A 23,032-nucleotide genomic window follows, 5' to 3' on the forward strand; every position below is an offset into this window, starting at 1 on the left:
CCGCCAGGAGCACGGCTGGATAGCCAAGTACGGACGGGATAAGCGCTGAAAGCATCTAAGCGTGAAGCCCCCCTCAAGATGAGATTTCCCAGTATGTAAGACCCCTTGTAGACGACGAGGTAGATAGGTTCGGGGTGGAAGCGCGGCAACGTGTGGAGCTGACGAATACTAATCGGTCGAGGGCTTATCCTACAGGTTTTGCGACAGCAAAACCATATCGGAAGCATAGCGAAAGCAAGATTACTCAGCGAAAGATACGATGTTTCGATCCAGTTTTCAGGGCGCAAGTCGTTCTGAGCTGTAATACATGATGTTCCTTGGCGGGGACATCGCCATACTTATGTTTGGTCACGATGGCGGAAGGGAACCACGCGTACCCATCCCGAACACGAACGTTAAGCCTTCCAGCGTCGATGGTACTTGGACCGAAGGGTCCTGGGAGAGTAGAACGTCGCCAAGCCAGTGAAGAGTCCTTTGGGTAATCCCAGAGGGCTCTTCATTTTTATAGACTTAAAATTGTTCCATGTGGAACGATAACATTGTCATTACTTTGTGCTTGACACTAAAAATGGGCTTCTGATAAGATTGCAATAATAAATTTCGGCATGTACGAATTTAAGGAGGACAATGAAACGTGTGGGAAACTAAGTTTGTCAAAGAGGGATTGACGTTTGATGATGTGCTGCTGGTTCCGAGGAAGTCTGAAGTATTCGGGAAGGAAATTGATATCTCCACGGAATTGACTAGTGCTGTTAAGTTGAATATTCCTCTTTTGAGTTCCGCGATGGATACTGTTACAGAATCGGCTTTAGCGATTGCAATGGCAAGAGAAGGCGGCATCGGGATCATCCACAAGAACATGACAATTGCCCAGCAAGCGGAAGAAGTAGATCGTGTAAAGCGTTCTGAGAGCGGCGTAATCACAAACCCCTTTTCCCTCACTCCTGAGCACCATGTTTATGATGCCGAAGAATTGATGGCCAAATACCGCATTTCCGGCGTTCCGATTTGCGATGAGAGCAACAAGCTGGTCGGGATCCTGACGAACCGCGACCTGCGCTTTGTCCATGACTATTCGATTAAGATCAAAGAAGTCATGACCCAGCAAAATCTCGTTACCGCGCCTGTAGGGACGACATTGCAGCAAGCGGAAGGCATTCTGCAAAAGCATAAAATCGAGAAGCTACCTTTGGTGGATGAGAACAATGTGCTGAAGGGCCTTATCACCATTAAAGATATCGAGAAAGCGATCCAGTTTCCGAACTCCGCGAAAGATAAGCATGGCCGCCTGATGGTAGGCGCTGCGGTAGGCGTCTCCAAGGATGTGATGGAGCGCGCTGCGGCTCTGGTTGAGGCAGGTACCGACCTGATTGTCGTGGACTCGGCGCACGGGCATCATATCAATATCTTGAACACGGTTCGTAAGCTGAGAGATCAATTCCCGGATCTCCCGATCTGCGCAGGCAACGTTGCTACGGGTGAGGGCACAAGAGATCTGATCGAAGCCGGAGCGAGCATCGTCAAGGTCGGTATCGGTCCAGGCTCGATTTGTACGACGCGCGTCATTGCAGGGATCGGGGTACCGCAAATTACCGCTATTTATGACTGCGCTTCGGTAGCCCGCGAATATAACGTGCCGATTATCGCAGACGGCGGTGTGAAGTATTCCGGTGACGTGGCAAAAGCGATTGCCGCCGGCGCCAGCGCGGTAATGATCGGAAGTCTCTTCGCCGGAACTGACGAGAGCCCGGGTGAATCGGAAATTTTCCAAGGACGTAAGTTTAAAGTATACCGCGGAATGGGCTCCCTCGGCGCGATGAAGGAAGGCAGCAAGGATCGTTACTTCCAAGAAAACGAAAGCAAGCTTGTTCCGGAAGGCATCGAAGGCCGCGTTCCTTACAAAGGGCCGCTCGCGGATACCATTTATCAATTGATCGGCGGACTCCGATCCGGAATGGGCTACTGCGGAGCGCATAACATACCCGAACTGATCAATGATACCTCCTTCATTCGCATTACCGGTGCGGGGCTTCGTGAGAGCCATCCGCATGATGTGCAAATCACGAAGGAAGCCCCGAACTATTCACTGTAATCCATTTTATAGAAAGAGAGAGACGGAAGCGTGGCTTCCGTTTCTTTTTTTGTAAGAGAAAGTAGGCATATGGTACAATAGGAAATGCATGTTTGGAGAAAGAAGAATTTGAACTGGGAGTGAGAAGGTTGTTTTTTCAGAATAAACGTACTCGATTGGTAACGACGGCCCTCTTAGCGATTAGCTTATCTTTATCCATTGTCCGACCGCAAACTTCACTGGCCGCCGATGCGCCAGCGAATCCGCCCGCTGCCTCAGCTCCAACACCGGAACTGAAGCTGGAGGCGAAATCGGCAATTCTTATGGACGCCAGCACCGGCCAGATCTTATATGGGTTCAATGAAAACCAACCGCTGCCTCCGGCCAGTATGGCGAAGATGATGACCGAGTATCTGGTCCTCGAGGCGATTAAGAACGGGAATTTGAAGTGGGATGACATGGTTAATACGAGTCAGTATGCAGCTGACGTCATTGGTTCCGGTGGGTTACTCGCTCTAAACGAGCAGTTGACCGTAAAGCAAATGTTTTCAGCTATGTCGATCTATTCGGCAAATGATGCTTCCGTTGCGTTGGCTGAACGGTTGGGCGGCGGATCCGAAGAAAATTTCGCGAAGATGATGAATGACCAAGCGAAAAAATTCGGGTTGTCGGATCAGGCACATTTTATAAGCGCTACCGGACTGACCAGAGCGGACCTCGGAAAATACGCACCGAAGGAACTTCAAGGCGAGACGATGCTTACAGCGAAGGATGCCGCCCTCCTAGCCTATAATTTGATTAAGGACCACAAAGAGATTCTCGACTTTACCAAAACGCCTTCATTGAAGCTGCGCGATCGGGATAAAACGCCGATGATCAACTGGAACTGGATGATCGAAGGCAACAGCTCGAACGTGAATTTCAAGAAGTACGCCTACCCAGGCTTGGACGGCTTGAAAACCGGCCATACGAACGAGGCTGGGTATTGCTTCACGGCAACGGCAGAACGCAACGGTATGCGTCTCATCAGTGTGATCATGGGTACGGCTACGGAACCGAAGCGTTTTGAAGAGTCCAAGAAAATTTTGGACTACGGATTTAACAACTTCGAAACGAAGCAGGTTCTGACGGCCAAGTCGGAAATAGATTCCTTGAAAACGGTCAATATTAAGAAGGGTGTAGCCACGCAGGTCCCTGTCGTTACCCAAACCGGCATTACGGTCGTAGCGAAGAAGGGCGCTCCGGCGGATCAATTCAAGATTACCGCTGCGCCGGCCGATGAGAGCAGGCTGGTCGCTCCGATTACCAAGGGACAAGTGCTTGGAACGGTGAAGGTCTCGTATATGGGAACAGAGCAGACGACGAATTTGATTGCGGCAGAGGATGTGGAGAAGGGAAGCTGGATCCGATTGTTTTTCCGGGCCATCAAGAACTTCTTTATGAACACGATTAGCGGGGTCAAGAAGGGATAAAATCCGATGATCCTGTTGTATATTTAAGTCGGTTCATGTAAAATTATTGCTTAGTTAGTTTATGAGAGCGATCTCGGATCTTGTTAAACAGATATGATATGTCCAGGAGGAATCGGATATGGAAACCGGAACATCCCGCGTTAAAAAAGGTATGGCTGAAATGCAAAAAGGCGGCGTCATCATGGACGTCATGAGCGCAGAGCAAGCGCGGATCGCGGAAGCGTCCGGCGCATCCGCAGTAATGGCTCTTGAGCGCGTGCCTTCCGATATTCGCGCAGCCGGCGGCGTAGCCCGTATGGCTGACCCGACCATCGTCGAAGAAGTTATGAAGGTCGTATCCATTCCGGTCATGGCGAAGGCGCGGATCGGTCATTTTGTCGAAGCAAAAATTCTTGAGTCCATGGGCGTAGATTACATTGACGAGAGCGAAGTGTTGACGCCTGCGGATGAAGTATTCCATATCAACAAGAGAGAGTTCACGGTTCCTTTCGTATGCGGAGCCAGGGATCTCGGCGAAGCGCTCAGAAGAATCGGCGAAGGCGCGTCCATGATCCGTACCAAGGGTGAACCGGGCACAGGCAACATTGTCGAAGCCGTTCGTCATATGCGTATGATGGTAGGCCAAATCCGCAAAATCCAAGCCATGTCGCTGGATGAATTGATGGCGGAAGCGAAAAACCTGGGCGCACCGTACGAGCTGCTGCTTCAAGTACATGAAACCGGCAAGCTTCCGGTTGTCAACTTTGCTGCAGGGGGCGTAGCTACGCCTGCGGATGCGGCTCTCATGATGCATCTGGGATCCGACGGAGTGTTCGTCGGTTCCGGTATTTTCAAATCGGACAATCCGGAGAAATTCGCGAAGGCGATCGTAGAAGCAACGACGCATTATACGGACTATGAGCTGATCGCAAATATCTCCAAAAACCTCGGTACACCGATGAAAGGCATCGAGATCTCCAAGCTTCACGCAACTGAGCGCATGCAGGACCGCGGCTGGTAACCAGCCGTATCTTGGCTGCGGGGAAGAGGGTTGAGCCGCATGAGAATAGGTGTTCTGGCGCTGCAGGGTGCGGTTGCCGAGCATATCCGCATGATTGAGAAGGCGGGCGCAGAAGGCGTGGTAGTAAAGCGTAAGGAGCAGCTGCAGGACGTGGACGGTATGATCATTCCGGGCGGCGAGAGCACTACCATCGGTAAGCTGATGCGCGCGTATGATTTTATAGACGCTCTTCGAGAATTCTCGGAGCAAGGGAAGCCGCTATTCGGCACTTGCGCCGGTCTCATCGTGCTGGCGAAGCAAATCGCCGGACAGGAGGAAGCGCATCTCGGGCTGATGGATATTAAGGTGGCGCGCAATGCGTTCGGACGTCAGCGGGAAAGCTTCGAGACGGATTTGGATATTAAAGGGATCGATAAAGATGTACGTGCTGTATTTATTCGGGCTCCTCTAATCGAAGAAGTAGGGGAGAATGTAGAAGTGCTCGCAACATACAAGGATCAAATCGTTGCAGCCCGTCAAGGCCATTTGCTGGCGGCCTCGTTTCATCCGGAACTGACCGATGATGAACGGATGCATGGATACTTTCTGGACATGGTACGTAAGACGAGGTAGGAGGGATCTCCTTGTTGGATGTAAGGTTGCTGCGCAGTGATTTGGACAAAGTGAAGACGGGGATGGCGAACCGCGGGGGCAGCCTCGAGGAGCTGGACCGCTTCACTGGACTCGATACGAAAAGACGGGAGCTTCTACAGGAAGTGGAGCAGCTCAAGAACCGTCGGAATGTCGTTTCCCAGGAAGTTGCGCAGCTGAAGAAAGCGAAAGAAAACGCCGATCACCTGATTGAGGAGATGAAGGTGGTCGGTGACCGCATTAAAGCGTTGGATGATGAAATTCGGTCGCTGGAAGTGGACCTGGATGCGATTCTGATGTCCATTCCGAACGTGCCTCATGAGAGCGTCCCAGTAGGTCATACGGAGGAAGAGAATGTCGAGATTCGCCGTGTCGGTGAAGTGACTTCCTTTGCATTTGAGCCGAAGGCTCACTGGGAAGTAGCTCAGCAGCTCGGAATCCTTGATTTTGAAGCGGCGGCGAAGGTGACGGGTTCCCGTTTTGTGTTCTATAAGGGTCTCGGCGCCCGATTGGAACGGGCATTGATCAATTTCATGATGGACCTGCATTCGGATCAGCATGGATTTGAAGAAATGCTGCCTCCGTATATCGTGAATCGGGACAGCTTGCTGGGTACCGGCCAGTTTCCGAAGTTCGAGGAAGACGTGTTTAAGGTCGAGGGAACGGATTATTTCTTGATCCCGACGGCGGAGGTGCCGGTAACGAACTATCACCGGGACGATATTTTGGCGCTTGAGGATTTGCCGAAATATTTTGTCGCTTTCAGCGCATGCTTCCGTTCGGAAGCGGGATCGGCCGGCCGGGATACGCGCGGCTTGATTCGCCAGCATCAGTTCAACAAAGTGGAGCTGGTGAAGCTGACGGCTCCGGAAACGTCCTACGACGAGCTGGAGAAGCTGACGGCTAATGCGGAGAAGGTGCTGCAGCTGCTCAAGCTGCCTTACCGCGTATTGACGCTGTGCACGGGCGATATCGGCTTTTCTGCGGCGAAGACGTATGATCTGGAAGTATGGCTCCCGAGCGGCGGATCGTACCGGGAAATTTCGTCTTGTACCAACTTCGAGGACTTCCAGGCGCGCCGGGCGAACATCCGCTTCCGCCGCGACGCGAAGGCGAAGCCGGAGTTCGTCCATACGCTGAACGGCTCAGGGCTTGCTTTGGGACGTACGGTGGCGGCTATTCTCGAGAACTATCAGCAGGAAGACGGCAGTGTGCTGATACCGGAAGTGCTTCAGCCATACATGGGCAACGTGCTAAAAATCAGCAGAAATTAACGCTTGATATTCGTTTTTGTTCTGTGATACAATGCATCTTGTCACCCGGAGAGGTGGTCGAGTGGTTTAAGGCAGCGGTCTTGAAAACCGCCGAGGTCGCAAGGTCTCCGTGGGTTCGAATCCCACCCTCTCCGCCATACATACCTATACGTCAAAAAACGTTGATATAACGGCGTTTATGTGACTTAAGACTTTCAACGCAGCTACCGTTCATTAGGCGGTCTAGCTGCGTTTTTTCGTTCTCGTGACCGTTGGGTTCAAAGTCAATGGGAGGGATATAATATGAACGAAAACAGCGTCATAACAAGCCGTAAACGCGGCAAAAGAATGAACAGCATAGACGTACCGCAACGGTTTCTAGACCACCTGACTCCATCGGTCTTAGAAACGTCACACTCACGGCACCCACAACTGGAGAACGTACCGCCGGACGTTTGGACATTAGATAAGCTGTTTAACCGTTACTATACCGCACGACAAGCGGCAGGAGCGGCAGAACGGACGTTAGAGGACTATAGGAAGCACATGAACTGGTTACGCCGATTTATGGCATTGGAGTACGGCGGTCTAGATAATTTTGTACCAAATCGGGATGTCGTTCGTGCATGGATTTCACATATGTTGACCGTTCAGAAACTGAAGTCATCGACTATAAACATAAGGTTGAGAACTGTCAAAGCAATGTTTAATTGGGCTTCGAGCGAGGGATTGTTAAAAGAGTCTCCATTTGAGAATGTAAATCTGTTGAAGGTACCAGAGGAAGAATTTCAAATTATCACAAAGGTGCAGGAGAGGTCTTTATTTGAATCTTGTGAAATGACGACTCTTACAGGACTACGTGATGCATTACTCATCTCATTTTTGCTCGATACGGGAGTTCGCATTGGGGAATGTTTAAGAATTTTTGCATGCGAAGTAGATCTGACTCAACGTTCGGCACTAGTCAGGGCTGAATCAGCAAAAACTCGTAAAGCACGTACCGTCTATTTTGGGAAGAGAACGCAAGGATTGTTAGCGATTTATCTTGCATGGCACGAAAAGAATGGTCAAGCTGCAAATCTATTTCTTAACGAGTATGGGCAGCCAATGGACAAAGATTGGGCGACCAAACGTATTAGTTCAATCGGTAAAAAGGCAAAAATAACAGGCGTTCGTGTTAGCCCACACACGTTTCGCCACACCTTTGCTACCCGCTACATCAAAGCTACAGGAGACCCTTTTTCTTTACGCCGATTGCTTGGACATTCCTCAATGGAAATGGTCAATCGATATGTAAATCAAAATACGGATGATGTTCGTGAGCAATACGAAAAGTTCATCAAGTTGTCTTAGTCGAAAGGGCGGTTTTTATGTGGGGCAAAACTGCAGTAGGTGACATATGGATGAATGATCCTGTGCAACCAGTAACGTCCTAATGAAATAGTGTATAGGACATGGTATTATAGTATATAGGGTAGCAGAAGTCTGCCCATTTGTTCTAACTAAGCGACTTACGGTGTTAGTTTGTCTGTTAGGTTGCTTGACAATTGGACGCCCAAAGTGTGTCCATTTATGATTTTGCTTTTGAACAGGACGTTCGATGGATAGATTCCATTGGCGTCCTTTTTTGCTGCCCAGAACAAGGTCGATTGTCCACGGTGACTGTCGGCTTTTTTTGTTGGGCTAAAAGGAGGGGGGAAACGGGACAGCAAAGGTCAATACAAAAGACGAGGGATCAATCCGCTTCAAACTATGCCGCTGAGAATGTTGTCCGCGGCTTTTTTTATGCACAAAAACACAAATACGAACAGGAGATGATTTCAGTGAACACTAAAAAGGTAACCGTAATCGACAGCATGATGGGAACAGTCAAAACTAGCTACGCCATCCAACTTATGCAGGAAGCAGGACTCAGCCAGAAGTTTGTCTATGTTACACCGTTCCTCGACGAAGTGGAACGCATTAAGTCTAACGTGACCAACCGAGCCTTCAAAGAACCAGACACCAAGCACGGACACGGTACGAAGTTGGAATCGTTTAAGAAACTGATCGCCAACGGTGAAGACATTGCAACGACACACGCCTTGTTTGCGATGGCAGACGATGAGCTAATGGATTTGTTGCGTTGGGCGAATTATACGTTAATCGTGGACGAAGTAATGGAAGTCATCTCAATTTTAGGAACGCTAAAGAAAGATGACATCCCCGTTTTGCTAAATAGCGGTTTAGTCGAGATTGACGCCCATAGTCGTGTTGTTTGGACGGCAGACCCAAAACTGAACACCAAATACAACGAGGTCAAGCATTACGCACTTGCGGGGAATCTGTATTCCGTAAATAATACCGCATTTCTATGGAACTTTCCTGCAAAGATGTTCGATATGTTCGAGCAAGTGTACATTATGACTTATCTGTTCGACGGTCAGATTCAGCGATACTATTACGATCTGCACAACGTCAGTTATGAATACTGTGAAGTTGTCAAAGAAGCCGACCGATACAAGCTACAGCAAAAGTCGGACGTTCCTGAAGACCGTTCGCACCTTAACCAGTTGATTCAAATTTACGTCGGTAAGAAGAACGAGATTGGAGACACAGAAACGGCACTGTCCAAAAGTTGGTTCGATAACGGACACAACAGTTCCAAGGTTAAACAGTTAAAGAACGAACTGTACAACTACTATCGGAACGTAACCAATTCCAGTGTAGACAATTTCCTTTGGACGACCTTTAAAGATGCCAAGAACAAACTGAAAGGCAACGGTTTCGGCAAAGAAGAACCGAAGAACAACGCTAATAGTGCGGTTGGAAAGGCGTCTTTCACAGCGTTCAACTTACGTGCCACAAATAAGTACAAGCATAAGACCGTTCTTGCTTTCTGTTTGAACCGTTTCATGAACCCCGTTGAGAAACATTTCTTTTACCAGCATAACGTTCAGATTGACGAAGATTTACTGGCGTTGTCGGACTTACTTCAATGGATTTTCCGTTCTGCTGTACGTGAAGGAAAGCCGATCCAAATTTACATTCCGTCAAAAAGAATGAGAACGTTACTGACGAAATGGCTGAATAACGAACTGTAAAATGTAGGAACGTACTGAACGAATCAAAGTCGGGGACAATAACATAGTTGTCGTTGTTTCCGACGTAATCCTTTTTACTAGATAAAACTTAGTAAACTCGGAAAAAAACCCAGGTGTATCAAGCGTTTCAGCGTCTTTCCCTTAAAGGAAATTAGTGACCAAATAACGTAATAATAATGTGGCTGGCTTCGCCGCCCCAGAACGCGATGATCTTAACAGACCATCTTGTTCACAGTTTTAACAGGATATTTAACTATGGGACTGAGATGTTCTAACATCGAAAGTCAACCGAAGGTTAGATCACTTGGAACGCTTATAACGCTCATAACGCTTAACACGTTAGAACAACGTTATTGGTCGGCAAAACGTTTGGAGTTCGATTTCGGACATGAAACAAGCCAATTTCGTACTTGTACGGATGTCCATGGTCTATGCTCTGCGTCATAAATATGCTCTACGTCATATATGCTCTGCGTCATGCACCGTTACGATTTCGATTTTGGGCACGTAATTTGCGTTCGTGTAGATCGTTCTCGAACGTTAGCAGCACATTCACTGACGTGATTTGTAACGCTAATGCAATCGTAACTAGATGTGACCTGTTGATTACAGAACGTTGATTAGCCGTAATCGCAAGCCATTCTATGCGAGTCTGGTGACGTCCTCTAGCCGCGGCGGACGTGAAAGCCGTGCCGTGATGAGCCTGACGCATCCCAGTAACAGATCAGCGACGACTTACAGTTGGGACATCGGGAAACAGCGAGACGGTTCCTAATACGTTTGCGGCAGAAGCTGTCCAAGTACAATGAGACAACGTTGAAAACGACGTAGGGGACGCACTGGAGCGGGCTGTGTGGCTTCGTAGGAGCCGTAGTAAGCCGTTCCCCGGTCCGCAATACACTTTCTCACGTGGCAAGATCAAACTAACTTGACCATGGCGTTGATGATTCCAGCATGGAGCCATTCATGATACAAATGAGGTGCGAGCTGAAGGGCAGATTCATAGTTGTCGGTCTCAATCGTATTACGAACCTGATCGCATTGGGACAGAAGCAGTTCGGTAAGTTCATCCCAGGATGGAGGTTCGCCAATCCACGCCTTCGGTGAGGTGCCATTAGCAAAATAATATTGAAAAGCCGTTGGGAGTTGGCGTTCTCCAGTCAGTTTAAACAAAAGATTATCCGTTTCGACAATGTTATGTCCCAATTGCCAATGCAGATGGTTGCGAAATCCTTTGGGAATGACTATCCGCCTTTCAGCAGGAAGCCCGTCTATCTGTGCGAATTGGTATCGCCTGACTTGGGATAAAGCTTCAAGCAAAGAGAGTGTTTCCACTCAGTTTTCCTCCGTTTCGTCTCATGTAGATTCTCCCGACTACTATGTCTCCGCAATACTATTATACAACACAGAGGCAGATCTAATTTCTTATCGATTGCGGTTCTTATTTCAATATCCTGCCCGTTCGTACGACTGGAGCGGGTTTTCTAGCTTGTTAGCAGCCATTCTAAGCCGTCAGAAGCCGTCCAGCAGGGATATTATCGACCGATGCCGAACGTATCTAAAACGGCTTATCAGCGGCTTATACGGTGCTTAAACGGGGGTAACGCAAGTGAAGCGGCTGAATACGAAGCTGCTGACGACCAGTAGCCAGCTTATGACGCCATGTTACGACAGCTGCACGTCACGGTATATCAATACGACTAGCTGCTGGACGTTGGCGGCATCATCGAGAAGCACACGCAGTAGATAAACGGCAGCTACTTCTTGAAACGTACGTGTCAGTTTGTGGTCGACGAATAACGGGAATACGTAAAAACGCCTCTGGGGACGAACCCTTGGGCGTTTTTATTTTGACTAACGTTTTCGTTAGTTCAATTGTTTAAGTGTAACAATACCTGAAACATTGTCGTTGTACGTGGTTATTTTAATTACAGAGTATTTGTGTCCACCTAATCTGATAGATTCATTTACCCTTTGACTTTCCGGTTCATTTACGGGGAATGTCGCAACTGCTTTTCCATCATTTAGAACTTGCACGATAAAAAAACCATTTGCATTTCTACTTAGTACCCAACCTTCTCCTTTTGCTGGTGTATTCTCGAAGTAAGGAAAAGGAATATAAATTACATTTTGAATATCTGTTGTCTTTGCAGAAGACGGTAGCGGTAATTCCTTTTGATTACTACATCCAATTATCAAAAACATACAAAACAGAAAAACAAAAAGTGATGTTCTGTTCCATCCCATTTCTTTCACCTTCCTTTGCCCAACATAGCCATTTTATTATACCAAATAGTAACAATCTTTACGAAAACAGCTTACTTACTTATCAATAATGAACACAATGTATTATACGTAATCTCCGTTACAGTAATAGGCTTGCAACGTTAGCCGAAGTGCTATCGTTGCTCACTTATACATGCCCGCTTTCAGATCCCCTAACGTTGACCCACGTCGTACCCGAACGATATTGATAACGTGACACGCCGTCCTGGTTGACGACGTTATGCCGCAGCAGGATCAACGATCCTTACACAAGCTAACGTGCCATCCCACGGTCGCGTGAATTAGACGGTTCGCCGCCAGTTATATGCGAATCTGACGCCAAGGATTTAGGCTCTATTTAAAGTTCATTTTGATTTTGTCATTAAGCTATCTGGCAGAAATCTTAATATTATTTAGTTCTAACACCAATGGGAATATTATGTCATATGCCAATTGATTGGAGTGGAATTATGAGGAAAACTGGAATAGGTTTTATACTGGTTATTTGTCTAACATTGTTAAATCCTTTATTACCTACATTAAACGCTAAAATGACTATTTATTCACCTCAAGACATGATTAAAAATTCCGACCATATTCTTATAGGAATCATTAAGAAAAGAAAGTATGAAGAGAACTACAGGGAAGTTACAATATCAGTTGAAACCGTCCTAAAAGGAGTACTAACCCAAAAAGAAATTGTCTTAAGTAGGGTTTATCGTAAAGATATTATTAACCTTTCTGGTGTCCGATTTGAATTTCCCAAAAAGGGATCAAAGGTTATGTTATTGCTAAAAAATTATCCTAACATTGGTTTGTCCCTTACATATGCTAATAGTATTTGTTTAATGAATAATAACAAAGTTTCTTTATATGAAGGTACTGAATTTGTGGGTAACTGGAAAACTACAGATTATGAGAAAACTTACCAAACCTTTTATGACAAAGCTGTTGTGATTTACTAAACTCCCTCGGAGAACGATAGCGGGAAAGCGGTTGCTGCAGCAGCCGTCTTTTTATTTACGTCGTCAAAACGTACGCTAAAAGTATGATGCCGATAACTCGGCGTATCTACAGCTGCAAGCATGTTAGCAACCGTTAGTGGAACGTTCCCATCAAGATGTTACGTCAGCGAACGTCATCCCCACGAAACCTCGGACCCCGTTCTCTGGCGTGCTTTAACACGTTAAAGTATTGCTGTACGTGGATTTTACGAATTGGTCTACGAGTTAAAGCCGCGGCGTGTATGACATTTTTCGGACTGTCTGTTCGAGATTATGTATAATGGGTGAGGAAGGGGGACATTACATGGATTGGATAAAAAATTACATATTACCGTTCGCACCCTTTATTACACCAGTCGTTGGTATGATAGCGATATACTTCACTTTTGTTCAATATCGATTCCAACGGAGATTAAACTTTATTGAAAGGCAGTTAGATAACTTGTACGCACCATTATTAGCTTGCATTGCCTATATCGATGCTCACAGACATTTGAGAGAAGATGTATTCAAAAAGGAGAATGAAATTCTTTCACAAAACGAAATTGAGTATGTACCGAAACTTGAAAGAACTGATTATATAAACCGATCTATCGCCTACGATAATAATTTGTTTATAGAAAAAGTTTTACCAAAATATAAGAAGATGCTTGATTTATTTTCGGAACAAAACTCATGTGTCCTGCCTGAAACGATGCAGTATTTTGAGAACCTATACAGGTTTGTTGAGATTTGGGAGAGGTCAATTGCAGACGTGGTTCATGGCGAAGTTATAGAACGAATCAATTACAGTGAAGCAAATTTACATCCATTCTATGAGCATGTGAAAAAGACTGTCGATGATCTCAGACATGAACTATACGTCAATAAAAGTGCAATCTTCAAATACAACAAAAAAATGACGCCCAGGGGGGGTCGATGAACCTTAAGGGCTTTTTTCATGCACTGCAACAGATAAGTCATCAGGCTGGCGTCTAGAAGTTAATACTTCTGGACGTACTGGCATGTGTCCAATTATTTCGTCCATTTACATACTTGAAAACGTCTATAACTTAGTCTAGAATATAATGTACAGAAGTTACTTAGACATCTAGACGGGAGACGAACAGCATGGAAATGGTCGGGTACGCACGTGTCTCAACACGAGATCAGAAGCTGGATTTGCAACGGGACGCTTTGAAACAACATGGCTGCACGAAGGTTTTTATGGAAAAGGAATCCGGCGGCAAGTCGGATCGCCCGGAATTAAAAAATGCACTGGCGTATCTACGTCGGGGTGACACCTTGGTCGTCACTAAACTGGACAGGCTCGCTCGTAGCACGTTTGATTTACATTGGATTGCCAAGCAGCTTGAGGAACGTGGTATCCATCTGGTCGTGCTGAATAACAACATCGACACGTCTTCACCAGCCGGTAAGCTGCTGTTCACGATGTTGGGTGCCGTAGCGGAGTTCGAAAGGGACTTGATCAACGAGCGGACAGCGGAAGGCAGAGAACGTGCCAAAGCCAAGGGAACACATATGGGGCGGAAAGGGCAGGACGAAAAGCAGGTCAAGAAGGCGTTGGGACTGTACGCTGCACGTGCAGAGAACGGTCTTAGCGTCAATGAGATCTCGTCGATGACAGGCGTTCCTCGGTCAACAATCTACGCTAAGGTAAAGGAACAGGCGATTACCTAAACTGTATAACAGTACCCCAGCCGCCGCCAACCAAGAGCGACGGCACTTTTACATACGTATACGCCTCGTGTAATATGAATGTGGACGGCAGAACCCGAACCTCGGACGGTGGGGTAGCCCCGTGTTGATTACGGAAGGCGAACGTTCGGTATAACGGGCAGAAGAGTGTAAAAATTGTTGAGTTTGGTTCGTGATAATAAAGTAACTTAATTGGGAAGGGATAAATAATATGCGTAATTTGTGTTATGCCAATTATAAAGAAATTAGAAAATATGTAAAAAATGAAGAGCCAAGTTCTTCTGAAGAAGTGATAGAAATCGTGAAACAGTCATATGTAAGCAAAAATGGAGATCCTGATGATCAACACTTTACAGATGAAAAAATTCGGTATCAGGACAGAAAAAAATGGATTAAAGGAGATATCTTAGTAAAAGACTTATTAAGAATCTCAATGTATCCATGTGCAGATTGGGTATTGCACTTAACCAATAGCACCAGAGACCCCAATCACACCAATGACAAGTCCCTTCGTAATGGATTAGAACGATTGCATACCCTAAACTCGCCTCCATATACCGATCATTATAACAGGGTAGATGGCATATACAATGCTCTTCAAAATGGGTCATTTAAAGATGAATTACGTTATGTCACTATACTGCAATGGCATATGGTTGAGCCATTTGTCCAAGATGGAAATCATAGATTACTTGCATTAGCAAAACAGAATGTAAATAATGAAATCAAATGTTATATAGGCTATAACGAATCAGATTCTCTTTTGAATTCATCTGACTGACTGAGGAGCATAAATAAACGGAATCTAAAACAACCCGCCGAAATAGACGGCGAGCAGCGACTTAACGTCACATTGTCGTGCTAATCATATGCAGCAATACGGAGTCAACCCTAAGCAGACGTACTGAGACGATCAGTTCGTCTTTTCATGTTCCCCAACGTACCCCCCTGCCACTGGTCAGCATGAGCGACGGCACCCCACAGAGCTATTCGCCTAGTGTAACGCACACATTCGTTTCAAAAACGCCGACCCCGATCCATCGACGTTGCCAGACGTTGCCACCCCGCCCCCACCCCGTTTTTGCGGCTGTTGACGTGCCGATTACGAAAATGCCGCAAAAAATTTTTTTGCAAATTTTGAAAACGTGGGGGTCTACGTTGGTTCGTGGTGACGGTACGAGATCCATCGTGACCCTTACGTGATCGTACGTGATCAGGCGGCGAGACGGCTAATCACATTTAGTCCGCGTGGCATAGTTACATATAGTCTGTACAGCATATATCATCCGTGCGGCATAGTTGTTAGGCGTACCAACGGTTTGCGGCTTCTAAAAAACGGCGGCGACCTGTATCACGCTCGGCAAGATAAGGGAGTTAGCGTCAACGAAATATCCAGTAAGACGGGCGTTCCACGTTCAACGATATACGCTAAAGTAAGAAAAACGTAAGTCGTCAAGATGAATATGGTAAAATATAGGGCAAGACTAAGTTAGTAGGTGATTGTGTGGATTTAAAATTTGGTCAAATCTTTGATGAGAATGATTTAGTGTCAAGATGGGTGATACAATTCTATGCTATTTGTAATGATATCCTATATACGAATTCAAAAGTCCTACATCATCTTGATAAAGAAGGGCATTCAGCATTAACACAGTACTACTTTAGATTAGCTTCATCACACTTGAAGGAGGCATTTGATTTTTTTGGTCATTCCTTACAGTTTGAGGAGATAAAGACTTTTATAACGAAGTTTAATGCAGACGACCAAGAGATATTTAATCAGTTTATAAACTGTATCAATGGAATTCTGTACAATAATCTCAATAGCTTCAGAAATAATTCATTTCATTACCCAAAAATAGATAATAAAGATTTAATCCAATCAATAAGAAAAAATAAAAATAACAAATTTGAACTTTTTGATCGAATTGATGGATCAGAGCGAGCTCTGTTTTCCGATCTAATTTCGATGAGTAGCACCTATAAATATTTAGGTGACGGCAAGAATTTAAGCAGATCTCTAAGGAATCTCAGTAAAGCTGTGGCATTATTGCTTAAATTAAAAAACAAGGTGATGCAATATTATATTCAGATGAAGAAACCTGATATTGAAATTATATATAAGAACCGTGATGTTTGAGACACGGGCAAATATAGGGGAGGAGAAAGTTCAATTGGATTATCCAATAAATGAAGATTACATTGTTTTTTATACTCAATATTTTAATGATAATGGTAAAGCTATAGATTTTCTTAACAGATGCTACAATTTAACTGACATAAATGTCTTCCCAAGACGATTAGTAAACCAACTTGCACGTACAATTTCATTCACGGACTTTACATTTTCCCATAGGTTAGGCAATAGGAGTTTTCAGATTTTCATGTGGATGGCTTTAATTGAGTCGTATGAGTACATACAGAACCCGGAAATAGATTCTGAGAAGGTGGATAAACTAGGGGTTATTCTTAAGTTCTTTAGAACATATTTAAGTAAAGCGGACAACGACCTACTGGTAAAATATCTGAAGAGGTCAATAGTCGATAAAAGATTCAACAACAATTCTGAATTGCCGATAGACATAATTTCACGAATATTTTACTCAATCAGAAATGAATTTTCTCATGGATTAGAGTATCATACTTCATTGTTTAGTGATTCGAATGAAAATAATTTCTTAGAATCAATAAATCTACGAGAGTTTAAAAAAGACAGTAAAGAAAATCGTTATTTTGAAATGTCGATTACACATGAACAACTTAGAGGAGTTATAATTAGAGCCTCATTGAACTTAATTCATGAACAGATAAACCAAAGTACTTCATAGCCTACCCATGCCACCCCTTCGTAAGAGAGACGTACCCTTTATATCCTTATACGCCTAGATTGACACACATATTCCCACCATATCTCCGAGCCGTGAACGTCAATGATTCGTCATTGAACGCCGCGTGATGCCCCACTCATGTACAGAACGTTACCTGTTAATTTGCCGATTTCGTTTTAAATATTTTTGCAGTTTTCAAAACTTCGTGGGGCATTTCTAATCAGTATCATACGAAACGAAATGATTTTAAGAGGAGATAGACTCAATGGTAAACAGCAGTGATAAAGTGCCATCTTCAGCAGTTGCTGAACAGGTATTGCTCATTCATAAAAGCCGGCTGTCAATCGATAAAGAAAACTTAAATAGACGGATTTTGAAATACAAGTGGTACCGTCTTCAAGAAATACCTCTTGATGACTTAGAGAGGGAACACGGCTCATTCGAACATAATTCCACTGATACCCGAGTTGCTGACTATTTTGTGCAAGACCAATCAGCAATTCCTCCAATTGTACTCGGATGTAAATATTCAAGCGGACTGTATGAAGTTGTGGATGGGATACACCGAGCGGCTGCAAAAAGAAAACGTGGGGAGCCAATCATTCAGGCGTACGTTCCATTGAGTGACTAATCATAACAGGAAAGCCGAAACTAGAATTAAATTCGCTCCGTATACCATGAGCCAATCCTTGCGTTCATCGTAATCGGGCATGACGGACGATACTGTCCAGAAGTCAGACGAAATGGTCAGCGTGTATCATGTGTCCTTCAAACGATATTGTCTCCAACTTGTTCGGTAAAAACTACCATGGCAATTATCTTGTAAGTAGTGTCGTAGCTGATGTATTCTAATGAAGAAATCTAGCGGTCACTTTCCATAAAGAACGCAATATTCCAGACCGCCGACGTAAAGAACGGTAAAATCGTGAAAGATGTAGTCGTGGTGTGGGTTCACGGGATTTCGAACGTCTTAGCGGTCTTGAAAACCGCCGTAGTCGTGAGGCTACCGTGGGTTCGAATCCCACCCTCTCCGCCATATATCAAAAATAACAACGACCCTTCAGGGTCGTTTTTTTGTTGCAGAGCGAGCAGTTGGGATGAGCGAGGCTTCGGTTCACCCCACACCATGCTAAACGGTTGATTGAATTTTAACTATATCAAAATACTGGAATATCCGGTACATTGAAAAAGAGAGAAATGTCATCAAAAAGTAGAACCTACAAGATGTGTTTTATTCGGCCATGACGAGAGGTGGTTCATTTGCCTCAACGGATTAGATTTCATAGGTATGGAAAGTTAATCCACGGCAAATGATATGGGAGTGACCCGGGTAAACGGCTACTACCGAATAAGAGTATGGGAAGTGATCGATGTGCATGGACATTTTCATGTAGCGAGAATCATTGAAGCGGTTTTCATCATCTTGGCGTTGATTGGCATCTGGTATTCGTTCGCCAATTTCACGAACATTAAAAGAGTTTTTATTGGCCGGCCCATGCGGACAAAAGAGCTGCATGCTCAGCATACCAAAATTTTTTGGATGCTGGCACTGCCGATCCTCTCTGCGGATCTTTACTCGTCGGTCGCATATGGGCCGGAGTCTGGAATGACCGAACTGATCGGTCTAGGTTCTTCCGCTAAATGGTTAATCATACCTATAACCACGGCAACGGTAGCTTTGCTTGGAATTCTGATCCTATCGTATATTATGGGCGTGACGGCATACCCTACCGGTGGCGGGGCTTATGCAATAGCGAAAGATAATTTCAAGAATCATTGGCCTTCGTTATTGGCCTCCAGCTCCTTATTGGTTGACTATGTACTTACCGTTGCCGTTTCCGTTTCCGCAGCGGTAGAAGCCGTTTCATCCGCGTATCCGCCTGTTCGGCCATATGAAACCATGTTGGCTATTGTTTGTGTTTTTATCCTGGTGATGATCAATTTACGCGGTGTCGCTGAATCCGCGGTTATTTTCGCTTGGCCCACGTTCCTATTCATGGCATGTATGCTTTTCCTGATTATTAACGGCTTTTTGGACGATTTGCAGCATGGCTTTGTACAGGACACCACGCCTCCATTCGGTACCTTTCCACAAGGTTTAACGACTTTGTTGATACTGAAAGCGTTCAGCTCGGCTTGCTCGGCTCTGACGGGGATTGAAACGATTTCCAATGCAGTGCCCATTTTTCGGGAGCCTAAACAAAAAAGCGCGATAAAAACTTATATCGCCCTAGGCATCCTTACAGGGGTCACCTTGTTTGGTTTCGCATACCATCTCTACGTAAAGGGTGTTGCTCCCGATCCGAATAACACCATGCTATCGCAATTGGCAGAAGGTTATTTTGGGCATGGAGCCATATATCAAGTCATTATCTGGTCTACCTTCGTTGTATTGATATTGGCAGCGAACTCGACTTTCACGGGATTTCCTCAATTGAGCGCGATCGTGGCAGCCGACGGTTTTTTGCCCCGCGCCTTAACCAATCGTGGAGACCGTTTAGGATACTCCAACGGAATTTTTGTGTTAGCCGGATTAGCGAGTATTCTTATTATTACGTTCCATGCCCAAACGAACGCACTCATACCGCTGTATGCGATCGGAGTTTTCCTATCCTTTACCGTTGCGCAAGTCGGTTTGCTTCGCCGATGGAAAAGAGTAAAAGGACCTCATTGGGCATCGAAATTTGCGATCAACTTTATTGGCTCGATCATTACGGCGGTTGTGGCAGTTATTTTTGCCGTAACTAAATTTGTGGATGGTGCATGGGTTGTTCTGATTGTACTCCCTTTAATTATCGCGTTCTCGAACCTCGTTAAAAAGCATTACAATCAAATCGCAATGGAACTGAGGATCGATCCCAAACAAACGCGTCCCACCCAGCATCGCATCATTTCCATCGTGCTGGTATCGGGGGTACACCGTGTCGTCAATAATACGGTGACGTTTGCGAAAAGCTTGGGTACCGAGGTGATAGCGGTTTATGTAGGGTTTGACGATGAATCCATCGATAAGATGGAACACAAGTGGGAAGAATGGGGAAATCCTTGCAGATTAATTACACTCAAAAGCCCGTACCGATCGATTCTTGAACCGATTTCACGTTTCATTCAGACCTTGGAAAGATGGGAGGGGGGCAAGCCGGACCATATCCATATCATCGTGCCCCAATTCATCCCGAGAAAATGGTGGCATCATATCCTCCATAATCAAAGCGCGCTGCTCCTGCGTGCTTGGTTATTCAGGCATAAGGACGTTATCATTACGACCGTTCCTTATCACCTTCAGCAATAAGAAAAGAGTTGTAAATGGCAATCGCCGTCCCAAAAATAACAAACGATCCGTAAGGGTCGTTTTTTGCCGTGGAGCAGGCCGGCGGGATAAGAAACGGGGTTCGTCGGAGGATAAGCTTCGGAAGGACCGGCATGGCTTTTTTTGACGTTGGGGCCATGGTATAAAGAGGGCGGCGGCATCGCATTTTAATAGCGTGGAGGTGTTATGAGATGAGCAGAACCGAGACGCTTCAATTGGCGGGATCCGCCTTGGCCGAAGCCTGGGAGAGGACGATGCCGATCGTTCTGAGCCAATCCGATCACGCCGAAGTAAGGGCAGATGAAGCGCAAGAGAACGTACTGAGAGTTCATATTGCGACGGCGGGTCACAGCAATTACAGCTTTGATTTCAAATGCACTTATGTAGATTCGCGTGAGGTGCAGGTGGAACTGATTGATGTTGAGTGTGACGGGGTCAGCGTAGATGAGCGAACCAATACGATTCAAACGTTGGCGGATGATTATGTCCGGCACATTCATGAGTGCGCCCAACAGCTGCATGCCGTAACCAGCGGCTAAGACAGGAGGATCAGTACGATGACGCGAAACCATAGCAATGTGGACAAAAACCTGCAGAACGTCGTGAAAGACCTCGAGAAAACGGCCGTGACAAGCCATCAAGCCCAGCAGGTGCAGCAGCAAACCAATGACCATCGGCATCAGGATGCGCTGAATCATGATAAGACGACGAATGATTCCATCCTGACGGACAAAGAAGTGTAGAGAGGAGACCAAGCGATGCCAAAAGATATCCCGCAGCCCGTTAATCCTCCGAGCGGCAGACATACTCAACGCGGGCACGGGCCTAACAACGAACCGCTATCCGGTTCCAAGAAGGTAAAGAATCAAAATCATTCCCGTCAAAACAACGGCGAGGGCTGATTTATTCATGCTAGTCTATAGGATAAGGATTAGGGTCTTGGCCGCTGGTGCTTATCCTATAGCTAGAACAATACTCTAACCTTTTGTAAGAAATTGTCGTTTTTATATTACATTAGGATACTACGATACTACTATTTTTGTTTTTCAAGCCCATTAAAGCATTCGGCCAGCATATTCTGTGCGATCTCCTCATCATCGGTGTACCCGTAAAGACTGGATCCCCCTGCCAATGCGTCGAACACATCGTCAAGCACGGTGCAAATCGAGATAGAGAATTCATCGTAAATTACATAATACCGACTATTCAAAGGCATGAAGTTGACACCTCGTCGTTATTAGATTCATTATTAATTCTACCACGAAGTATAATAAAAGAGAATATTCTTCTTAAAAGGATGGTCAAAAAGGTGAATTTTTATTTCAACTGGCGTACAATGAAGTAATCTTGCTCTAATGTGCCGGGAGGTAACGGAAGATGATTATTTTGAAAACGCCGGAAGAAATGGCTCTCATGCGCCACGCCGGTCAAATTTTGGCGGAGTGCCACAGAGAAACCGGGGCGATGATCAAGCCCGGGATGACCACAATGCAGATCAACGATTTTGCCGAGGCTTTCATTACGAAGCATGGAGCGGAGCAGGTCACAAAAGGGTATAAAGGCTTCCCCGCGGCAACCTGCGCATCGGTTAACGATGTGATAGCCCATGGCTTTCCGGATCATAGACCGCTGCAGGAAGGCGACATCGTCAAGATGGACATCGTATGTAAATACAAAGGCTGGCATGCGGATACTTGCTATACGTACGCTGTGGGTAAGCTTTCTCCGGAAGCTGAGCGCCTTGTCCGCGTTACCAAGGAATGTCTGGATATGTGTATTCCGAAGGCGGTCCCCGGCAACCGGATGGGCGATATCATGCATGTCATTCAGTCCCATGCGGAGGGGGCGGGCTTTTCGGTTGTTCGCGACTTGGTGGGCCACGGAATCGGCCGCTCGATGCACGAAGAGCCAACCATTGTGCATGCGGGCAAGCCGGGCAAAGGCATTCTGCTGAAGGAAGGCATGGTCTTTACGATCGAGCCGATGATCAATCAGGGCAAGCTGGAAATGTTCATTGATTTCGACGGCTGGACGGCTAGGACGATGGACGGCAGCTTGTCGGCGCAATTTGAGCATACGGTGGCTATTACGAAGGATGGCCCTATGATATTAACCGAATAGAGGAGTAAAAAACAAAGAGCCTGCTTCATGAGAAGCCAGGCTCTTATTAGTTGATAAGACTTTATAAATTTTTGCAGCTTATAGAGCCTGTTCAAAAAGCTCATAAAATAGCATAAAAACAAAAATGCACCGAAGCGAGAAATGGTAAAATGAAGGTACCCCTACCAACATCAAACCATACGCGAGGTGCATTTTTATGGACTTGCAGCTTGAACTGCTGCCCTACCACTACTATAACACACTCGGTTTTGATGCGGAATTAATTGATTACATCGATCATGTGGATGACTTCATTGT

22 protein-coding genes, 1 tRNA gene and 2 rRNA genes are annotated in these 23,032 nt (G+C 45.7%); 22 read left to right on the forward strand and 3 right to left on the reverse strand.

Going from position 1 to position 23,032, the window contains the following annotated elements:
* From O9H85_RS36065 to O9H85_RS36110, 10 genes are all read left to right on the forward strand, one after another.
* Positions 1 to 192, forward strand: a 23S ribosomal RNA gene (locus tag O9H85_RS36065); the annotation flags it as partial.
* 151 nt (positions 193 to 343) lie between these two features.
* A 5S ribosomal RNA gene (gene rrf / locus O9H85_RS36070) occupies positions 344 to 460 on the forward strand.
* Positions 461 to 634: 174 nt separating this feature from the next.
* Positions 635 to 2,092 (forward strand): IMP dehydrogenase, encoded by a 1,458-nt coding sequence (guaB, locus tag O9H85_RS36075; protein ID WP_269886176.1) that lies wholly within the window; start codon positions 635 to 637, stop codon positions 2,090 to 2,092.
* A 119-nt stretch (positions 2,093 to 2,211) separates the two neighbouring features.
* Positions 2,212 to 3,543 (forward strand): D-alanyl-D-alanine carboxypeptidase family protein, encoded by a 1,332-nt coding sequence (locus O9H85_RS36080; protein ID WP_269886197.1) that lies wholly within the window; start codon positions 2,212 to 2,214, stop codon positions 3,541 to 3,543.
* Positions 3,544 to 3,661: 118 nt separating this feature from the next.
* Positions 3,662 to 4,543, forward strand: a complete 882-nt coding sequence (gene pdxS / locus O9H85_RS36085) for a pyridoxal 5'-phosphate synthase lyase subunit PdxS (protein ID WP_269886177.1) — start codon at positions 3,662 to 3,664, stop codon at positions 4,541 to 4,543.
* Positions 4,544 to 4,582: 39 nt separating this feature from the next.
* Positions 4,583 to 5,155: a pyridoxal 5'-phosphate synthase glutaminase subunit PdxT gene (gene pdxT, locus O9H85_RS36090; protein WP_269886178.1), complete on the forward strand. Its 573-nt coding sequence runs from the start codon at positions 4,583 to 4,585 to the stop codon at positions 5,153 to 5,155.
* A gap of 11 nt (positions 5,156 to 5,166) precedes the next feature.
* Positions 5,167 to 6,447, forward strand: coding sequence for a serine--tRNA ligase (serS, locus tag O9H85_RS36095; RefSeq protein WP_269886179.1), 1,281 nt, complete (start codon positions 5,167 to 5,169; stop codon positions 6,445 to 6,447).
* A 47-nt stretch (positions 6,448 to 6,494) separates the two neighbouring features.
* A tRNA-Ser gene (locus O9H85_RS36100) sits at positions 6,495 to 6,584 on the forward strand.
* 145 nt (positions 6,585 to 6,729) lie between these two features.
* Positions 6,730 to 7,779: a tyrosine-type recombinase/integrase gene (locus O9H85_RS36105; protein WP_269886180.1), complete on the forward strand. Its 1,050-nt coding sequence runs from the start codon at positions 6,730 to 6,732 to the stop codon at positions 7,777 to 7,779.
* Positions 7,780 to 7,973: 194 nt separating this feature from the next.
* A complete protein-coding gene (locus tag O9H85_RS36110; protein WP_269886181.1) occupies positions 7,974 to 9,509 on the forward strand; it encodes a hypothetical protein in 1,536 nt (511 codons plus the stop codon).
* Positions 9,510 to 10,427: 918 nt separating this feature from the next.
* Here O9H85_RS36110 and O9H85_RS36115 read toward each other — a convergent pair.
* Positions 10,428 to 10,844 carry a DinB family protein gene (locus O9H85_RS36115; RefSeq protein ID WP_269886182.1) on the reverse strand — a complete coding sequence of 139 codons (417 nt, stop codon included), beginning with the start codon at positions 10,842 to 10,844 and terminating at the stop codon, positions 10,428 to 10,430.
* Between the two features lie 531 nt (positions 10,845 to 11,375).
* On the reverse strand, positions 11,376 to 11,756 hold the full coding sequence (locus tag O9H85_RS36120) for a hypothetical protein (RefSeq protein ID WP_269886183.1): 381 nt from the start codon (positions 11,754 to 11,756) through the stop codon (positions 11,376 to 11,378).
* A gap of 464 nt (positions 11,757 to 12,220) precedes the next feature.
* Here O9H85_RS36120 and O9H85_RS36125 point away from each other — a divergent pair, with 464 nt between their 5' ends.
* The 11 genes from O9H85_RS36125 (at position 12,221) to O9H85_RS36175 (ending at position 21,516) form a co-directional block, all read left to right on the forward strand.
* Positions 12,221 to 12,739: a hypothetical protein gene (locus tag O9H85_RS36125; protein WP_269886184.1), complete on the forward strand. Its 519-nt coding sequence runs from the start codon at positions 12,221 to 12,223 to the stop codon at positions 12,737 to 12,739.
* A 343-nt stretch (positions 12,740 to 13,082) separates the two neighbouring features.
* Positions 13,083 to 13,700, forward strand: coding sequence for a hypothetical protein (locus O9H85_RS36130; RefSeq protein ID WP_269886185.1), 618 nt, complete (start codon positions 13,083 to 13,085; stop codon positions 13,698 to 13,700).
* Positions 13,701 to 13,888: 188 nt separating this feature from the next.
* Positions 13,889 to 14,458 carry a recombinase family protein gene (locus O9H85_RS36135; RefSeq protein ID WP_269886186.1) on the forward strand — a complete coding sequence of 190 codons (570 nt, stop codon included), beginning with the start codon at positions 13,889 to 13,891 and terminating at the stop codon, positions 14,456 to 14,458.
* 229 nt (positions 14,459 to 14,687) lie between these two features.
* Entirely contained in the window at positions 14,688 to 15,257 is a 570-nt protein-coding gene (locus tag O9H85_RS36140; protein ID WP_269886187.1) for a hypothetical protein, read from the forward strand.
* 723 nt (positions 15,258 to 15,980) lie between these two features.
* The gene (locus O9H85_RS36145; RefSeq protein ID WP_269886188.1) at positions 15,981 to 16,616 is read left to right on the forward strand and encodes a hypothetical protein; all 636 of its coding nucleotides are present in this window, start codon (positions 15,981 to 15,983) and stop codon (positions 16,614 to 16,616) included.
* A gap of 34 nt (positions 16,617 to 16,650) precedes the next feature.
* A complete protein-coding gene (locus tag O9H85_RS36150; RefSeq protein ID WP_269886189.1) occupies positions 16,651 to 17,304 on the forward strand; it encodes a hypothetical protein in 654 nt (217 codons plus the stop codon).
* Between the two features lie 265 nt (positions 17,305 to 17,569).
* Positions 17,570 to 17,935 carry a hypothetical protein gene (locus O9H85_RS36155; RefSeq protein WP_269886190.1) on the forward strand — a complete coding sequence of 122 codons (366 nt, stop codon included), beginning with the start codon at positions 17,570 to 17,572 and terminating at the stop codon, positions 17,933 to 17,935.
* A 975-nt stretch (positions 17,936 to 18,910) separates the two neighbouring features.
* Positions 18,911 to 20,596, forward strand: coding sequence for an APC family permease (locus tag O9H85_RS36160; RefSeq protein ID WP_269886191.1), 1,686 nt, complete (start codon positions 18,911 to 18,913; stop codon positions 20,594 to 20,596).
* A 209-nt stretch (positions 20,597 to 20,805) separates the two neighbouring features.
* A complete protein-coding gene (locus tag O9H85_RS36165) occupies positions 20,806 to 21,153 on the forward strand; it encodes a hypothetical protein (protein WP_269886192.1) in 348 nt (115 codons plus the stop codon).
* A gap of 18 nt (positions 21,154 to 21,171) precedes the next feature.
* Positions 21,172 to 21,357 carry a hypothetical protein gene (locus tag O9H85_RS36170; protein WP_269886193.1) on the forward strand — a complete coding sequence of 62 codons (186 nt, stop codon included), beginning with the start codon at positions 21,172 to 21,174 and terminating at the stop codon, positions 21,355 to 21,357.
* A gap of 15 nt (positions 21,358 to 21,372) precedes the next feature.
* The gene (locus O9H85_RS36175; protein WP_269886194.1) at positions 21,373 to 21,516 is read left to right on the forward strand and encodes a small acid-soluble spore protein P; all 144 of its coding nucleotides are present in this window, start codon (positions 21,373 to 21,375) and stop codon (positions 21,514 to 21,516) included.
* Between the two features lie 131 nt (positions 21,517 to 21,647).
* On the opposite strand, the gene O9H85_RS36180 is transcribed toward O9H85_RS36175, so the two are convergent.
* Positions 21,648 to 21,830, reverse strand: coding sequence for a hypothetical protein (locus O9H85_RS36180; RefSeq protein WP_269886195.1), 183 nt, complete (start codon positions 21,828 to 21,830; stop codon positions 21,648 to 21,650).
* A gap of 161 nt (positions 21,831 to 21,991) precedes the next feature.
* On the opposite strand from O9H85_RS36180, the gene map reads away from it, so the two are divergent.
* Positions 21,992 to 22,735: a type I methionyl aminopeptidase gene (gene map / locus O9H85_RS36185; RefSeq protein WP_269886196.1), complete on the forward strand. Its 744-nt coding sequence runs from the start codon at positions 21,992 to 21,994 to the stop codon at positions 22,733 to 22,735.
* Positions 22,736 to 23,032: the final 297 nt, after the last annotated feature.

The organism is Paenibacillus gyeongsangnamensis (assembly GCF_027533625.1).
GTDB lineage: Bacteria > Bacillota > Bacilli > Paenibacillales > NBRC-103111 > Paenibacillus_G > Paenibacillus_G gyeongsangnamensis.

What these genes read in the sequence shown, in the direction of transcription:
- O9H85_RS36160 (WP_269886191.1), top strand. Translation starts at nt 18,911, where the DNA reads ATGACCGAACTGATCGGTCTAGGTTCTTCCGCTAAATGGTTAATCATA.
- O9H85_RS36155 (WP_269886190.1), top strand. Translation starts at nt 17,570, where the DNA reads ATGGTAAACAGCAGTGATAAAGTGCCATCTTCAGCAGTTGCTGAACAG.
- O9H85_RS36175 (WP_269886194.1), top strand. Translation starts at nt 21,373, where the DNA reads ATGCCAAAAGATATCCCGCAGCCCGTTAATCCTCCGAGCGGCAGACAT.
- O9H85_RS36125 (WP_269886184.1), top strand. Translation starts at nt 12,221, where the DNA reads ATGCCAATTGATTGGAGTGGAATTATGAGGAAAACTGGAATAGGTTTT.
- O9H85_RS36105 (WP_269886180.1), top strand. Translation starts at nt 6,730, where the DNA reads ATGAACGAAAACAGCGTCATAACAAGCCGTAAACGCGGCAAAAGAATG.
- O9H85_RS36180 (WP_269886195.1), bottom strand. Translation starts at nt 21,830, where the DNA reads ATGCCTTTGAATAGTCGGTATTATGTAATTTACGATGAATTCTCTATC.
- O9H85_RS36170 (WP_269886193.1), top strand. Translation starts at nt 21,172, where the DNA reads ATGACGCGAAACCATAGCAATGTGGACAAAAACCTGCAGAACGTCGTG.
- O9H85_RS36120 (WP_269886183.1), bottom strand. Translation starts at nt 11,756, where the DNA reads ATGGGATGGAACAGAACATCACTTTTTGTTTTTCTGTTTTGTATGTTT.
- O9H85_RS36130 (WP_269886185.1), top strand. Translation starts at nt 13,083, where the DNA reads ATGGATTGGATAAAAAATTACATATTACCGTTCGCACCCTTTATTACA.
- map (WP_269886196.1), top strand. Translation starts at nt 21,992, where the DNA reads ATGATTATTTTGAAAACGCCGGAAGAAATGGCTCTCATGCGCCACGCC.
- O9H85_RS36165 (WP_269886192.1), top strand. Translation starts at nt 20,806, where the DNA reads ATGAGCAGAACCGAGACGCTTCAATTGGCGGGATCCGCCTTGGCCGAA.
- O9H85_RS36135 (WP_269886186.1), top strand. Translation starts at nt 13,889, where the DNA reads ATGGAAATGGTCGGGTACGCACGTGTCTCAACACGAGATCAGAAGCTG.
- pdxT (WP_269886178.1), top strand. Translation starts at nt 4,583, where the DNA reads ATGAGAATAGGTGTTCTGGCGCTGCAGGGTGCGGTTGCCGAGCATATC.
- O9H85_RS36140 (WP_269886187.1), top strand. Translation starts at nt 14,688, where the DNA reads ATGCGTAATTTGTGTTATGCCAATTATAAAGAAATTAGAAAATATGTA.
- pdxS (WP_269886177.1), top strand. Translation starts at nt 3,662, where the DNA reads ATGGAAACCGGAACATCCCGCGTTAAAAAAGGTATGGCTGAAATGCAA.